Here is a 14,682-nt window from a genome sequence, read left to right as displayed (position 1 = left end):
ACCGGCCGAGGAGCCCACCGTGCCCGATGCCAACACCAATACCGGTACCGGTTCCGGTACCGGCCAGCCCTTTTCCCGCCGACTGCGCCATGTGCTCGGTGACGCCGTCGCCCTCGCCTACCTCGCGGTCTGTGCCGCCCTGCTCGTCTGGGCGATCGTGGTGAGCGCGGTCGACGACTCGGGCGAGTCCATGGCGGCCGTCATCCCGCTGCTCGCCACCGCCCCGGGCAGCCTCCTGTTCCTCGTACTGCCGGACAGCGGCGCGATGCTGCTCCTCGCCGTCGTGCTCGGCGCGCTGATCAACGCGACGGTCATCGGCTGGTGCTCCCGCGCGCTGCGCCGCGGCGGCGGGCGCGGAACGGCGGCTTCCTGACCCCGGTGGCCGGGAGGCACGCGTGGCGGTGACGAGGACGACGCCTGCCCCTCAGACACCCACGTCGCCCGAGCGAGGCACGATCAGGCCGGTCTCGTAGGCGACGACGACCGCCTGCGCACGGTCCCGGAGGCGGAGCTTGGCGAGGATGCGGGCCACATGGGTCTTCACGGTCGCCTCACTGAGACGGAAGCGGGCCGCGAGTTCCGCGTTGCTGAGGCCGCCGCCGAGGGCCTGGAGGACCTCCCGCTCCCGTGGGGTGAGGACCGAGAGGTCCCGGTGCAGGGCGGCCGTACCGGAGCCGTGGGCGACGAAGCGTTCGACCAGGCGGCGGGTGATGGCGGGGGAGAGCAGCGCGTCCCCGGCGCGGGTCAGGCGGACGGCCGCGACCAGGTGTTCCGGGGTGACGTCCTTGAGGAGGAAGCCGCTGGCGCCCGCGGTGAGGGCGGCGTAGACGTAGCGGTCCAGATCGAACGTGGTCAGCATGACGACGCGGGGCGGCGGGTCGGGCACCGCGCCGGACAGGATGCGCCGGGTGGCTTCCAGGCCGTCCGTGCCGGGCATGCGGATGTCCATCAGCACCAGGTCGGGGCGGGTGCGGTGGACCGCCTCGACGGCCTGGTCGCCGTCGGCGGCCTCGGCCACGACGTCGATCCCGTCGGCCGCCAGGATCATGCCGAAGCCGGTGCGGACCAGCGCCTGGTCGTCGGCGATCACGACGCGGAGCGGCTCGGTCATGCAGGTTCCCCGATCGGGAGGACCGCGTGTACCTGGTAGCCGCCGGTGGGGCGGCCGCCCGCCCGGAGGGTGCCGCCGTGCAGGGCGACGCGTTCGCGCAGGCCGGTCAGACCGCGGCCGGTGCCGGTCCGGGCCGACGCGGAGGCCGTCCCACCGGTGTCGGTCACCACCACATGCAGGGCGTCGGGAGTGTGCTCCAGGGCCACCCGGACCGTGGCACCCGCCGCATGCTTCACAGTGTTGGTCAGCGCCTCCTGCACCACGCGGTACGCGGCGAGGCCGACACCCGCGGGCAGCGGCACCGAAGTGCCGGTGACGGTCAGTTCCACGGGTACGCCGGTGGCGCGGACCCGGCCGACCAGCGCCGGAACCTGGGACAGGTCGGGCTGCGGGGCCAGGTCGGCGTCGAGGACATGGTCAGTGTCCGTGCCGGTTTCGGGCTCCTCCCCGGCCGGCGTCAACAGGCCCATGACCTGCCGCAGTTCGGCCATCGCCGTGCGCCCGCCCGCCTCGACGGCCAGCAGCGCCTCACGAGCCCGGTCGGGCGCGGCGTCCATCACCTTGCGGGCCGCGCCCGCCTGGATCACCATCACGCTCACATTGTGGGTGACGATGTCGTGCAACTCCCGTGCGATGCGGGCCCGCTCACGGTCCAGCGCGAGCCGGGTCGCGGCCTCCTGCCGTACCTCCAGCGCGTGCACCCGCTGCTTCCAGACGTGGGTCGCGTTCGCCCCCAGACCCACGCCGACCAGCAGCAGGAAGGGGACCACGCCCGGGGTGACGTACGGGAAGTTCTCCTCGGGGAACGCCGCGATCAGACCGGCGCCCGTGAGCACGCCGGCGAGTGCGCGCAGCCGGTGCGGGCTGTAGACGGCGGCGCTGTACGCGGCGACCACGCAGGACAGGAACGTGTAGACGGTCGTGTCGCCCGCGCCCAGACGCTGGTTGGACAGCAGCGTCGTGACGATCACGGCCCCGAAGGCCGTCAGCGGGTACCGGCGGCGGGCGGCCAGGGGCAGGGCGGTCAGCGCGGCCAGGACGATCTGCCAGGGTTCGAGATGGCCGACCGGACCGAGGTCCGCGACCCAGCCCGCGGGCGGCGGAGGCGGCACTGGCACCGGTACCGGCCCCTGCACGAGGGGCACTTTCCCCGACGGTACGACCATGCCCGCGTCGCCCTGCCGTACCGCGGTGCCCACCGTGCAGACCGCCAGTACGAAGGCGAGGATCACGTCGGCCGTCCACATCCACCGGGACGGGCGCGGCAGCGGTCCCGCGGCACGCAGCAACGCCGACGCACCGGACCCGGGCAGCACCGAGGCGGCCGACCCGCGCAGTGCCGTGAGGGCGGACCTCCACCGGTCCGCCGTCCCCGCCCGTGTCGCCCCCGCAGCCCCACCCATGCGCTCAGTGTCGCAAGCACCCCGCCCCGCCCACATCCCTCCCGGTGGCGAGGGCCCCTACATCGTCCGCGTACATCGCAGGGATGACCCGCGCGCCGGGTCCGCCCGGTACGGCAGCCGGTCTCGCCGTAGCGGGCGACGACCCCGGACCGGTTCCCTCCCTAGCGTCGGGGCGACCACCGACCACCGACCACAGGCCGCAGGAGGCGTCGTGACATCGACCGCACCCGTCATCGACATGCATGGGGTGAGCAGGAAGTACGGCGCGGGACCGCCCGCCCTCGACGACGTCACGCTGAGCGTGCGGGCGGGGGAGGCGCTGGCCGTCGTAGGGCCCTCCGGCAGCGGCAAGTCGACGCTGCTCAACCTGATCGCCGGACTGGACCGGCCCAGCGCGGGCAGCGTCACGGTCGGCGGGGTGCGGGTGGACGAGCTGAACGAGACGGGCTCGGCGCGGTACCGGAGGGACCGGATCGGCATGGTCTTCCAGTTCTTCAACCTGCTGGACGACCTGACCGTGCACGACAACGTGCTGCTGCCCGCCCAGTTGGCCGGGATGCCGCGGGCCGAGGCGCGGGCACGGGCGGCGGAACTGCTGTGGCACCTCGGCGTCGAACGGCATGCCGGCGCCTACCCCGGCCGGCTGTCCGGCGGGGAGCGCCAGCGGGTCGCCGTCGCCCGCGCCCTGATGAACCGGCCCGCGCTGCTGCTGGCCGACGAGCCCACGGGCGCGCTGGACACCGCATCCGGCGAGCAGGTCCGAGAGCTGCTCACCGGGCTCAACGCGGACGGCCAGACCATCGTCCTGGTCACCCACGACCTCGTCCTGGCCCGGTCCTGCGCGACGCGGACCGTGGAACTGGTCGACGGCCGGGTCGCCCGGGACAGCGGCAGCGTGCCGGGTCACCGTCCGGCGGTGAGCCCGTGAGCCCCAGAAGACTCACGAGCCCTCTCGGCCGGGTCGTCCGCGCCGGGGTGGCCCGCCGCCGCGTCCAGACCGCCGTGATGGTGCTGACCACGCTCATGGCGGTGACCGCGTCCGTCCTCGCCGTCGGCCTGCTGGTCGCGGCGCGGGCCCCCTTCGACCGGGCCTTCGCCGCACAGCAGGGGGCCCATCTCGCCGGGCAGTTCGACGGTACGAAGGTGACCGCGGAGCGGCTCGCGCGGACCGCCGACGCGGCCGGGGTGGCGGCCGTGGCGGGCCCGTTCCGGACCGTCCCCGTGCGGGCGAGGACCGCCTCGGACACCGCTGTCCTCCCGGCCGGGGTGGATCTTCCGCCCTTCACCGTCGTCGGCCGGGCGGGCCCCGGCGGCCCGGTCGACCGGGTCCGGATGGTCGAGGGCAGGTGGGCGACCCGGCCGGGCGAGATCGTCCTGGCCGACGGCGTGCTGCCCGCCCGCCCCGGCGGACAGCTGGCCCTGCCGACCGCGCCGGGCGCGCCCTCCCTGACCGTGGTCGGCATCGCCCGATCGGTGACCGACACCGCCCAGGCCTGGGTGACCCCGGACCAGGCCGAGACGCTGGCGGCGGAGGACGGCACGGCCGCCGGGTACGAGATGCTCTACCGCTTCCGCCACGCGGAGACGGACGCCGACGTGGCCGCCGGCCGTGCCGCGATCACGGCGGCCGTACCGCCGGACGCGCTGAGCGGATCGCGGTCCCACCTCACCGTCGAACAGGAACGCACCGCGAACGCACGGGCGTTCGTCCCCTTCCTGGCCGCCTTCGGCGTGCTGGGGCTGCTCCTGTCCGTCCTCGTCGTCGGCATCGTGGTCAGCGGCGCGGTCGGCGCGGCCACCCGCCGCATCGGCATCCTCAAGTCCCTCGGCTTCACCCCGGCCCAGGTCGTCCGGGCCTACGTCGGCCAGGCACTGCTCCCGGCGGTGGTCGGCTGCCTCCTCGGCCTGGCCCTGGGCAACGCGCTGGCCGTCCCGGTCCTCGGCGAGGTCGGTGAGGCCTTCGACGCGCCGGTGACCACGATCCCCCTGTGGATCGACGTCGTGGTGCCCGCCGGGGCCCTGTTCCTGGTCGCGGGCGCGGCCCTGCTGCCGGCACTGCGCGCGGGCCGCCTGAGCACCGTCGCGGCGCTCGGCGTCGGCCGCGCGGAGGGGAGGAAGCCGGCGTCGGCCCGGTCGGTGAGGCGGCTCACGGGACGGCTGCCGCTGCCCCGCGCGGTCGGCCTCGGCCTGGCCGACCCCTTCGCCCGGCCCGCCCGTTCGGGCACCATGGCGGCGGCCGTCGCCTTCGGCGCCGTATGCGTCACCTTCGCCGTCGGGCTCGCCCTCTCGCTCGGGGTCGTCCAGGCGGGCCGCATGCTCAACTCGGCCGGCTCCGTCGTCGTACAGACCGGGGGAGGGTCCGGTCCGCCCGGTGCCCAGGTCGTGCACGCGGGCAGGGAGGCGGAGACGCCGAAGGCCGATCCCGAGAGGGTCGCCGCGGTACTGCGGGCGCAGGAGGGGACCGGCCGGTTCTACGGCACGGCCCGCGCCGAGGTGAGCGTGCGGGGCATCACCGGGGCGACCACCGTGGTGGCGTACCAGGGAGACTCCGCGTGGGGCGCTCCCCGGACCGTCGCGGGCCGCTGGCTCGACGGTCCGGGGGAGGCGGTGGTCACCAAACGGTTCCTGGATGCCGCCGGCATCGGGGTGGGGGACACCCTGCGCCTGACGGAGCGGGGGCGGCACGCCTCGGTGCGGATCGTCGGCGAGGCGTTCTTCACCGAGGGCCAAGGGATGGCACTCCTGACCTCCACCTCCACCCTCGCCGACCTGGGGCTGGACGCGCGGCCCGGCCGGTACGACGTGAGGACCGAAGCCGGCACGGATCTCGCCCGCTATCTCGGCTCGCTGCAAGGCGACCTGGAAGGCGTGGGCGCCGTCGCGCAGGCGAACACCGGTGACTCGTCGAGCGTGATCCTGGCCATGGACGCGCTGATCGGGATGCTCACCCTGATGCTCGTGGTGGTCGCCGGCCTGGGCGTCCTCAACACGGTCGTCCTCGACACGCGGGAACGCGTCCGTGACCTGGGCATCCTCAAGGCCCTCGGCATGACGCCGCGGCAGACCGTCGCCATGGTCGTCACCTCCGTCGCCGGAACCGGCCTGCTCGCGGGCCTGGCCGCGGTCCCGGCCGGGGTCGCCCTGCACCACTGGGTCGTCCCCCTCATGGGCGACGGCGTCGGCTTGAACCTGCCCACCGCGGCCCTCTCCGTCTACGACCCACAGCGACTGACCCTCCTCGCCCTCGGCGGCCTGGTCATCGCGGTGGCCGGCGGCCTGCTTCCGGCGAGCTGGGCGGCGAGGACGGACACGGCCACGGCGCTGCGGTCGGATTGAATCCGACCTCGCGTGAACGAAGGGGGACTCCTGGCTCAGGCAGCCTCCTGGAGCAGCGCTCCAGAAGGTCTTCCGCCGTCGGTCCCAGCCGGGTCGGGACCGGCCCTGACGAGCATCACGCGGGCAGAGTCCTTGTCCCTTGGGGAGACGGCGCCGCACGCGGTGCGGGTGTAGGTGCGCTCAGCCAGCGGCAGTGCGTGCTTGGCTCTCGCATCGCAGTGCGCGCGGTCCATGGAGGTGTGCGCGGGGTGTACGAGGGGGCGTCCCGCCCGTGCCGGTGGTCCATCACGGTCAGCGCGACGGCGTCGTGGTCGCGGACAACCTTCTTGGCCCGCTCGCGGCCGGTGTCCTCCCGCTGCCTCGCGACTTTCTCCCCGGCGTGCACACCGTGGCACCGTCGCAAAAGACAGTCAGCGTCCGGCAGTCGCGGCGCGGACCCCGGTCGGTCACCTCCGCCGACCGAGGCCCACACGCGCCTCCGGATCCGGCCGCGGCGGCGACACTCCCCCGAGAAACGCGTTGTACGCGCGCACCGTCGGGCCAGATCCGATGTTGTGATCACATCAGGTCGCACCAACGAATCGCTAACATGTGGCCAACGGTTCTCCGCCTCACCGAAGCCGTCGGCACAGCCGTCGTCGCAGGTCGCCTGGCTTGAAGTCGCCGGGTGGGCACGGGAGGCAGCCGGAACGGTAGCGGATTCCTGCGGGAACCGTCGGGGACAGGATGGCGGAATACCGCCGCGCCGGGGCGGAAATCCGCCAGAACGGCGGGGTGCACGCCGTGGGGCGCGACCGGGGACGGACGCGCGGAAGGGCGAGGGTCGGTGTGATGCGGCGGTACGGGCTGCGGTTCGGACTGCTGGGCCCACCGGTCCTCTACGACACCGTCCCGACCGACGCTCCGGACCCTCCCCCCGCCCCTGTTGCCGCTCCCGTACCCCGCAGCATCCGCAGCCCCAAGGGGCGCGCCCTGCTGGCCGCCCTGCTGCTCGACGCCGGCCGGATCGTCCCGGTCGATGCGCTCAAGGAGGTGCTGTGGGGCGGTGCGCCGCCCGCATCCGCGCAGGCCTCGCTGCACAACCACGTCACGCGGCTGCGCCGCATGCTCGACGACCCGACGCGGCTGCGTACGGCCCCGCCGGGCTACCAACTGCGGGTCGAGCACGGCGAACTCGACGTCCACGTGTTCGAGTACCACCTCGCCACCGCACGCGGCGCGCACGCCGCCCACGACTGGGAGCGCGTGGTCGACGCGTGCGCGGCGGCGCTCGCCCTGTGGCGGGGCACCCCCCTCAGCGGACTCCCCGCCGAACTGGGCGGCTACGCCTTCACCCAGCGCCTGAAGGAGGCGCGGCTGCTCCTCCTGGAATGGCGCTACGACGCCGAACTCGCCCTCGGTGAAGCCACAACCGGGGCCGGAGCGGGGACCGCCACTGACACGGGCACCGGAACCGGCACCCGACGCCGACCCGCCCCCGCCCTCGACCGTCTCGTCCCGGAGCTGACCGCCCTGGCCGCCGAGCATCCCCTCCGCGAGGCCTACCACCGTCAGCTGATGCTCGCCCTGCACCGGGGCGGCCGTCAGGCCGAGGCCCTCGCCGTCCACCGTGACCTGCGCACCCGCCTCGTGGAGGAACTCGGCATCGAACCGGGGCCGGCGGTACGCGACGCCCACATGGAGATCCTGCGCGGCCAGCGAACGGACCCCGAAACCACGCCGACCCCCGCCCCCGCTCACCGCCCCGCCCAGCCCTTCCCACCCCCCGCCCAACTCCCTCCGCCTCCCGCTCACTTCACCGGCCGTACCGCCACCCTCCGCTCCCTCCACCCCACCCTCACCGCGCAGCCACCGGCCGGCGCGGGCGTGCTCGCCGTCATCAGCGGTATGGCCGGCGTGGGCAAGAGCGCCCTCGCCCTGCACGTGGCCCACACCCTGAAGGAACGTTTCCCCGACGGTCAGCTCTACATCAACCTGCACGGCGCCACCCCGGGCATGACGCCCCTCACCGCAGGGCAGGCCCTCGCCGCCCTCCTCCGCGACCTCGGCACCGACCCCCGGCACATCCCCGAACACCCGGACGCCGCATCGGCGTTGCTCCGCACCCTGCTCGCACCGACCCGCACCCTCCTGGTGCTGGACGACGCCGCACACGCCGCGCAGGTACGCCCGCTGCTGCCGGCCGGCCCCGGCTGCGCGGTGATCGTCACCAGCCGCTCCCTGCTCACCGCCCTCGACGGCGCCCACCGCTTCCCCCTGGCGCCCCTGTCCGACGAGGAGAGCGCGACCCTGCTGCGCGCGGTGTCGGGACGCGACGGTCTCGGCCCCGGGCACCCCCTCGTCGGCCTCACCGGCCGTCTCCCGCTCGCCCTGCGCGTGGTCGCCGCCCGTCTCGCCGCCCGCCAGGCCCTCACCCCGGACGTCCTGGCGGGCCAACTGGCGGAGACCGACGGCCGGTTGCACCACCTGGAGTACGACGACCTCAGCGTGCGCCGCTCCCTCGCCGTCGCACACGACGCGCTCGCCGCCTCCGACCGCGAGGCCGACCGCGACGCCGCCCTCGCACTCCGCCACATCGGCGCCCTCGACCTCCCTGCCTACGGCGTGCCGCTGCTCGCCCGCCTCACCGGCACCGGCGAGCGCCGCGCCGAGGCCGCCCTCGACCGCCTCGTCGACGTCGCCCTCCTGGAGGAGACGGCGTACGGCCGCTACGCCCCCCACGACCTCGTGCGGGACTTCGCACGCGAACTGGCGGAGAGCGCAGGCACCGACGGCGCCGCCGTCCCGAGGGCGGCCGCCCTGTGCTGGTACGCCGCCGTCGCCGAACGGGCCCTCACGGCCATCGTCGAACCGGGCCTCGACCAGGACGACCGCCGCCTGCCCACCCCCGCCCAGCCGCGCGGGCACGCGGCCCATGTGCGGGACGTGCCGCCCTTCACCGGCCCCGAGGAGGCCTTCGCCTGGGGCGACAGCGAACTGGAGAACATCGTCGCGCTGGTGGAGGACGGCACGAACGACGTCCACGGCCATGCCGATGACCACGCCCCCCTCGTCTCCACCCTCCTGCGCCTGCTCTTCCCCTACCTCCACCGCAGCGGCCGGGTCGCCGAGATGGAGGTGCTCGGGCGGACCGCCCTGCGAGTGGCGCGACGGCTCGGCGACGAGGCCGCCGAGGCCTACGCGCTGGGAGATCTCGCGGGCCTGCACTTCCTGACCGGCCGCCAGAAGGACGCCCTCGCCCTCACCGACCGGGCCCTGACGATCTGGCGGCGCCTCGACCGGCTCTCCTGGATCCGGCGCTGCCTCAACAACCGGGGCCTGCTGCTGGAGGGCCTCGGCCGCTACGAGGAGTCCGGCCTCGCCCTGCGGCAGAGCCTGGAGTACTCGCGCCAGCTCGACGACCGGCACGGCCAGGCCGTCACCCACAGCCACCTCGGCAACCTGTACGAGCACACCGACCCGCGCGCCGCCATCGAGCAGCACCGGCTCTCGCTCGCCATCGGGGACGAGATCGGGGCCGTACTCGTGCAGCACTCGGCGCACTGCAACATCGGCTACGCGCATCTCACCCTCGGTGAACCGGCCGCCGCACGGCCGCACTTCGAGGAGAGCCTGCGCATCCTCGGCGGCCACGGCGACTGGCACGGCGAGTCCCAGTCCCGGCTCGGCCTGGTCCGCGCGCTGCGCCTGCTGGGCCGCACCGAGTCCGCCGTCCGCGAGTGCACCGAGCTGCTCCGCCGGGCCGACGCCCGCGCCGACTGCTACACCGGCGCCCTGGCCCGCCACCAGCACGGTCTCCTGCTGCGCGAGCAGGGCCGGCCGGAGCGGGCGGTGGAGGAGTGGCGGCGGGCGCTGGCCGCGCTGGACGGCACGGACGAGAAGGCCGTCGTGGGGGAGCTGAGGGAGCTGCTCGCCGGGGCGCGGTGATCACTTGGCGTCGGCATAGCACTCCACGACCGCCGTGGTGAACGGGAACCTGACCCGCGTCTGCCCGAACGTCAGCCGTCCGGCCAGGTCCGACGCCTCCCGGATCGCGGCGACGACCGTCTCGGCCTCCTCCTCGGGACAGTGCACGATCACCTCGTCGTGCTGGAAGAAGACCAGCTCGGCCGCCATGCCCGCACACGTGTGCCGCAGCGCGGCGAGCAGCAGCAGGGTCCAGTCGGCGGCGCTGCCCTGGACGACGAAGTTGCGGGCGAAGCGGCCCCGCGCGCGGGCGTCGCTGGAGGCGTACCCCGGCACCCACTGGCGGGTCTCGGGCGGGTCCTCGTCCCCGGACGGGATGCCGGCCTCCGCCGCCGCGCCCTCCCCGGCCGCGGGCGGGCAGGTCCGCCCCAGCCAGGTCCGCACCAGCCGGCCCTCCTCGCCGGCCCGTGCCGCGTCGTCGACGTACGCCACCGCGCGCGGGAAGCGGCGGCGGAGCGCGGCGAGGTTCTTCAGTCCGTCGCCGGAGGTCTGGCCGTAGACCGCGCCGAGCACGGCGAGCTTGGCCTGGGCACGGTCACCGGAGAAGGCGCGCTCGGAGACGGCCTGGTAGAGGTCGCTCTCCCGGCCGGCCACCTCCATCAGCCCCGGATCGCGGGAGATCGCCGCGAGGACGCGCGGCTCCATCTGGTCGGCGTCGGCGACGACGAGCCGCCAGCCGGGGTCGGCGACCACGGCCCGCCGGATCACCTTGGGGATCTGGAGGCCGCCCCCGCCGTTGGTCACCCAGCGGCCGGTGACGGTGCCGCCCGCGAGGAACTCGGGCCGGAAGCGGCCGTCGCGCACCCAGTCCTGGAGCCAGGACCAGCCGTGCGCGACCCAGATGCGGTACAGCTTCTTGTATTCGATCAGCGGCTTCACGGCCGGGTGGTCGATCGACTCGAGTTCCCAGCGGCGGGTGGACCTGACCCTGATGCCGGCCTGCGCGAACGCCTTGACCACGTCGGCGGGCAGGTCCGGCCGCACCCGGCGCCCGAACGCCGCCGACACCTCGTCCGCGAGTTCGGCGAGGCGCCGGGGTTCGCCCCTGCCCGCGTACCGCTCGCCGAGCAGGTCGTGCAGCATCTCGCGGTGGACGTCGGCGCTCCAGGGCAGTCCCGCGCGGTTCATCTCGGCGGCCACCAGCATCCCCGCCGACTCGGCCGCCGTCAGCAGCCGCATCCGCTCCGGGTGCTCCGCCCGGTCGTGCCGCCGCTGCTGCTCGGCGTAGACCGCGAGGAGGTCGGCCAGCGGGAGCGCGGTGGCCTGCGGCTCGAACAGCGGGGACTGGGCGCCGGGCTCGGCGGCGCGCTGCGGCGGGTCGGGCGGGACCGGGCCGCCGCGCAGCCGGGCCAGGGCGGCGGCGGCCGAGCGGGGCTCGCCGTGCCTCCCCTCGTGGCCGAGGAGGAGGGTCTCGGCGTCCTCGACGTCGTAGCACCGCTCTACTCGCACCCCCGCGGCGAGCAGACGCGGATACACCTCCGCCGTGGACCGCCACACCCACCGGCCGACGTCCGGCCGGGCCCGGACCGCCGCCGCCAGGTCCGGCTCGTGGACCACTGGTCCCGCGGGCAGCCCGTCCGGACCGAGGGCGGCCAGCTCCGCGCCACCACCCTCGGCCGGAGCGAGTGCCCAGCGTTCGGCCATGCTGCGAGTGTCGCAGGGGGGTCTGACATCGGGCCGGGACGACGTCCGGGCGCCCGCGGGCCCGCCGCCCTCAGGCCCCCTTCTCGCCTTCCCCCGCCCCCACGATCTCGGCCAGCGTCTCCTCGACGTACCGCTCGACGCCCGCCTTGTCGGCACCGAGCCCGCTCAGGACGCCCTCGCCGTTCTCGAACTCCAGCAGGGCCAGCAGGATGTGCTCGGTGCCGATGTAGTTGTGGCCGAGGCGCAGGGCCTCGCGGAAGGTGAGTTCGAGGACCTTCTTGGCGTCCGAGCCGTAGGGGACGAGTTCGGGCACCTCGTCGGCGGCGGGCGGCAGCGCGGCGGTCGCCGCCTCGCGCACCGCCTCCGGGCTGACGCCCTGCGCGGCGAGCGCCTTGACCGCGAGGCCCTCCGGTTCGGCGAGCAGGCCGAGGACCAGGTGGGCGGGCAGCCCCTCGGAGTTGCCGGCCGTCTTGGACGCGGTGTGGGCGGCCATGACGGTGTTCCGCGCGCGTGGGGTGTACCGGCTGAAGCCCTGGCTGAGGTCGAGGTCGGCCGACTCCTTGGGCACGAACCGCTTCTGCGCGGCCTGCCGCGTCACGCCCATGCTCCGGCCGATGTCGGTCCAGGAGGCCCCCGAACGCCGGGCCTGGTCGACGAAGTGACCGATCAGGTGGTCGGCCACGTCCCCGAGGTGCTCGCCGGCGATGACGGCGTCCTGGAGCTGTTCCAGCGGTTCCGGGTGGACCTTCTTGATGGCGTCGATGAGGTCGTCGAGACGGATGGAGGACGTGGGATCCTGTCGCGAGGTCATGTGTCAACCGTAAGTTGACACCTCTGGACTGTCAACCCTTGGTTGACAGTCTCGTACCGCCACGCGCGCGTGGCACGATCCATGGGTGAGCAGCACGCCCAGCACCGTCGAACGCGCCTTCCAGGCAGCCCTCTACGACGACACCGACACGGCCCTCGACACCGGCGCCTCCCTGCTGGCCGCCGACCCGGCCGCGGACGCCGAACTCGACCGGCGCGGCGAGGAGTTCCTGGCGGCCGCCTGGCGCCGCGGCTGGCAGCCCGCCGACCTCGTACGGCTCGTGCGCCGCGACCTGGAGGACACCCACGTACGACTGCTCTCGGCGCTGATCCGCGCACAGGCGCCGCACGACCGGGCGCGCGGCAGGCGCTGGTCGGCCCAGCTGGACGAGCTGCCCACCGACCCCTCGCCCCGTACCGGCGACCGCTTCTCCCACGCCACGACGGTCCTGGAGCTGTACCGGCTGCTGCTGCGGCTGCCCACCCTCGAACCCCTCCAGGAGGCGAGCGGGCGGCCGCGCTCCGACTCGCGCATGCTCACCCGCATCCGCGCGCTGCTCGCCAAGGCGGAGGCGACCGGGTTTCCCGAGGAGGCCGAGGCGCTCACCGCGAAGGCGCAGGAGCTGATGGCCCGGCACAGCGTCGACGAGGCGCTGCTCGACGCGGCGGCTCCGGCGCCGGACGCGCCCGGCGCCCGCCGCATCGGCGTCGAGCCGCCGTACGAGCAGGCCAAGGCGGTGCTGCTGGACGCGGTCGCCGGCGCGAACCACTGCCGGGCCGTGTGGAACGAACCTTTCTGCTTCTCCACGGTCGTCGGCTTCGAGGCCGACCTGGAGGTGGTGGAACTGCTCTACACCTCGCTCCTGGTACAGGCGAGGACCGCGATGACGAAGGCGGAGGCGGCACAGCGGGCGGGCGGCCGCAAACGCACGAAGAGCTTCCGCCAGTCCTTCCTGGCCGCCTACGCCCACCGCGTGGGCACCCGCCTGGCCGCGGCGGCCGAGACCCCGGTCACCGCCGACCTCCTCCCGGTCCTGGCATCCCGGGAGGTGGCGGTCACGGCGGCCACGGACCGCCTCTTCCCGCGGACGACCACCACCCGCCTGCGAGGCATCACCGACGAGGCGGGCTGGACGGAGGGCGCCGAAGCGGCGGACCGGGCCCAGGTCCACTCCCGCCCGCACCTGCCCTGACCGGGCCCGGCAACCGGACCCGGCCGGACCCGGGATCAGTCCCCCGCCACCTGGAACGCGCTCACCGAGGCGTCCGGCTCGTCACCGTCCTTGAGGGCGACCGCGCCGTACGACCAGTCCAGGCTCTCGGTGGCGGAGGCGTCCGGCAGCCCGTACTTGAGGGTCTTGACGGCGAGGCTGCCGTCGCCGTCCTCGCCGCGGACGTAGGTGATCGTGAAGGAGGCGGTGCCCTGCTCGGCGAGGGGCAGCGGCTGGGACTCGGCGCCCTCGTCGCGGGGGACCGCGACGGTGGTGCCGCCGCCCTCCAGCTCGACCTTCGGGAAGCCGTCCAGGGTGCACTCCTTGCCGCCGTTGGTGACCGTGACGGTCACGTTGCCGGTGTCCCCGGCGGCGGGGGCGGCGTTCACGGCACCGGCCGCCATGGTCAGATCACCGGCGGCGCAGGCGGTGCCGGAGGAGGCCTTGTTCTGTCCGTCGCCGGAGGCGCTGTCGTCCCCGCCCCCGCAGGCGGTGAGAAGGAAGGCGGCGGCGAGTGCGGTGACGGTGATCGGAACGGCGCGCATGAGTGGTCCCTACGGTTACGTGACGGTGCTCGGAGGATCATCACGCATGAACGCCCTCTTCCGCCGCACGCCCCCGCCCTCGTGATCGCTTCGCTATCCCGGACCGGCCGTCGGCAGCCCGGACGGCCACTGTCCGCCCTCAGCCTTGGTGTACGTCTCCTCGCCGGCCGCGCCGTCCCAGGTGATCTTGAGGCTCTCGCCGTCGGCGGAGTCGACCATGCCGGTCGTCCGGTCCTTCTTCCCGCTCGTGCAGGTGAGCCGGATCATCGTCATGCCGGCCTCCTTGCCGGCGGTCCCGCTGCACACGGTCCCGCCGGTCGCGAACAGGGCGGCCTGCCGCCCGGTGATGATCAGGGCGACGGCCCGGCCGTCCGCCGTGGCGAGCCAGCTCCCCTCCAGCTCGCCGGAGGCCGTGACCGGGGCCGAAGACCCGCTCGTCCCGCCACTCCCGCCCCCGGTGTCCGCGTCGGCCGTGACACTCGGCGTGGCCGAGGACGAGCTGTCGGAGTCACCGTCGTCGCTGCACGCGGACAGCGCGAGCGCCGCCGCCAGTACGGCGGCGGTCACGGCGGCGGCCCGCGCCCCCCGGCGGGACGTCCCGCGCGCGGGACGCGAGGTGGGCGAGGGGCGCGAGAAGTTCACCGAAGTCACTGCGG

11 protein-coding genes and 1 pseudogene are annotated in these 14,682 nt (G+C 74.6%); 5 read left to right on the top strand and 7 right to left on the bottom strand.

What is annotated here, in order from left to right; genetic code table 11:
- Positions 1–19 precede the first annotated feature (19 nt).
- The gene (locus tag ACFWJX_RS23985; protein WP_383246653.1) at positions 20–373 is read left to right on the top strand and encodes an SCO4225 family membrane protein; all 354 of its coding nucleotides are present in this window, start codon (positions 20–22) and stop codon (positions 371–373) included.
- 51 nt (positions 374–424) lie between these two features.
- Here the strand turns inward: ACFWJX_RS23985 and ACFWJX_RS23980 are convergent, their stop codons facing one another.
- Positions 425–1,111: a response regulator gene (locus tag ACFWJX_RS23980; RefSeq protein WP_383246651.1), complete on the bottom strand. Its 687-nt coding sequence runs from the start codon at positions 1,109–1,111 to the stop codon at positions 425–427.
- Positions 1,108–2,514, bottom strand: a complete 1,407-nt coding sequence (locus ACFWJX_RS23975) for a sensor histidine kinase (RefSeq protein WP_383246648.1) — start codon at positions 2,512–2,514, stop codon at positions 1,108–1,110. The genes ACFWJX_RS23980 and ACFWJX_RS23975 overlap by 4 nt, the downstream gene beginning before the upstream one ends.
- 238 nt (positions 2,515–2,752) lie before the next feature.
- On the opposite strand from ACFWJX_RS23975, the gene ACFWJX_RS23970 reads away from it, so the two are divergent.
- The gene (locus ACFWJX_RS23970; protein WP_383247098.1) at positions 2,753–3,442 is read left to right on the top strand and encodes an ABC transporter ATP-binding protein; all 690 of its coding nucleotides are present in this window, start codon (positions 2,753–2,755) and stop codon (positions 3,440–3,442) included.
- A 77-nt stretch (positions 3,443–3,519) separates the two neighbouring features.
- Positions 3,520–5,850, top strand: a complete 2,331-nt coding sequence (locus ACFWJX_RS23965) for an FtsX-like permease family protein (RefSeq protein ID WP_383247097.1) — start codon at positions 3,520–3,522, stop codon at positions 5,848–5,850.
- Between the two features lie 35 nt (positions 5,851–5,885).
- On the opposite strand, the pseudogene ACFWJX_RS23960 reads toward ACFWJX_RS23965, so the two are convergent.
- Positions 5,886–6,223, bottom strand: a pseudogene (locus ACFWJX_RS23960) (RNA-guided endonuclease TnpB family protein); the annotation flags it as partial.
- Positions 6,224–6,681: 458 nt separating this feature from the next.
- Here ACFWJX_RS23960 and ACFWJX_RS23955 point away from each other — a divergent pair.
- Complete coding sequence (locus ACFWJX_RS23955) at positions 6,682–9,777, top strand: BTAD domain-containing putative transcriptional regulator (protein ID WP_383246645.1); 3,096 nt, start codon at positions 6,682–6,684, stop codon at positions 9,775–9,777.
- On the opposite strand, the gene ACFWJX_RS23950 is transcribed toward ACFWJX_RS23955, so the two are convergent.
- Together ACFWJX_RS23950 and ACFWJX_RS23945 are read right to left on the bottom strand one after the other, a co-directional pair.
- Positions 9,778–11,460, bottom strand: coding sequence for a bifunctional 3'-5' exonuclease/DNA polymerase (locus ACFWJX_RS23950; RefSeq protein ID WP_383246642.1), 1,683 nt, complete (start codon positions 11,458–11,460; stop codon positions 9,778–9,780).
- 70 nt (positions 11,461–11,530) lie between these two features.
- On the bottom strand, positions 11,531–12,271 hold the full coding sequence (locus ACFWJX_RS23945) for a Clp protease N-terminal domain-containing protein (RefSeq protein ID WP_383246639.1): 741 nt from the start codon (positions 12,269–12,271) through the stop codon (positions 11,531–11,533).
- A gap of 85 nt (positions 12,272–12,356) precedes the next feature.
- Here ACFWJX_RS23945 and ACFWJX_RS23940 point away from each other — a divergent pair, with 85 nt between their 5' ends.
- Complete coding sequence (locus ACFWJX_RS23940) at positions 12,357–13,463, top strand: DUF2786 domain-containing protein (RefSeq protein WP_383246636.1); 1,107 nt, start codon at positions 12,357–12,359, stop codon at positions 13,461–13,463.
- Positions 13,464–13,498: 35 nt separating this feature from the next.
- Here ACFWJX_RS23940 and ACFWJX_RS23935 read toward each other — a convergent pair whose 3' ends face one another.
- Positions 13,499–14,026: a DUF4232 domain-containing protein gene (locus ACFWJX_RS23935; protein ID WP_383246634.1), complete on the bottom strand. Its 528-nt coding sequence runs from the start codon at positions 14,024–14,026 to the stop codon at positions 13,499–13,501.
- Between the two features lie 93 nt (positions 14,027–14,119).
- Positions 14,120–14,677 carry a hypothetical protein gene (locus tag ACFWJX_RS23930; protein WP_383246631.1) on the bottom strand — a complete coding sequence of 186 codons (558 nt, stop codon included), beginning with the start codon at positions 14,675–14,677 and terminating at the stop codon, positions 14,120–14,122.
- Between the last annotated feature and the right edge of the window lie 5 nt (positions 14,678–14,682).

Origin of the sequence: Streptomyces sp. NPDC058335, assembly GCF_042723915.1 — a bacterium.
Lineage (GTDB): Bacteria > Actinomycetota > Actinomycetes > Streptomycetales > Streptomycetaceae > Streptomyces.
This window is presented reverse-complemented; position numbering and strand designations above follow the sequence as displayed.

Coding starts and splice junctions, on each gene's coding strand:
- ACFWJX_RS23980 (WP_383246651.1), bottom strand. CDS start 1,111: ATGACCGAGCCGCTCCGCGTCGTGATCGCCGACGACCAGGCGCTGGTC.
- ACFWJX_RS23975 (WP_383246648.1), bottom strand. CDS start 2,514: ATGGGTGGGGCTGCGGGGGCGACACGGGCGGGGACGGCGGACCGGTGG.
- ACFWJX_RS23970 (WP_383247098.1), top strand. CDS start 2,753: ATGCATGGGGTGAGCAGGAAGTACGGCGCGGGACCGCCCGCCCTCGAC.
- ACFWJX_RS23965 (WP_383247097.1), top strand. CDS start 3,520: ATGGTGCTGACCACGCTCATGGCGGTGACCGCGTCCGTCCTCGCCGTC.
- ACFWJX_RS23955 (WP_383246645.1), top strand. CDS start 6,682: ATGCGGCGGTACGGGCTGCGGTTCGGACTGCTGGGCCCACCGGTCCTC.
- ACFWJX_RS23950 (WP_383246642.1), bottom strand. CDS start 11,460: ATGGCCGAACGCTGGGCACTCGCTCCGGCCGAGGGTGGTGGCGCGGAG.
- ACFWJX_RS23945 (WP_383246639.1), bottom strand. CDS start 12,271: ATGACCTCGCGACAGGATCCCACGTCCTCCATCCGTCTCGACGACCTC.
- ACFWJX_RS23935 (WP_383246634.1), bottom strand. CDS start 14,026: ATGCGCGCCGTTCCGATCACCGTCACCGCACTCGCCGCCGCCTTCCTT.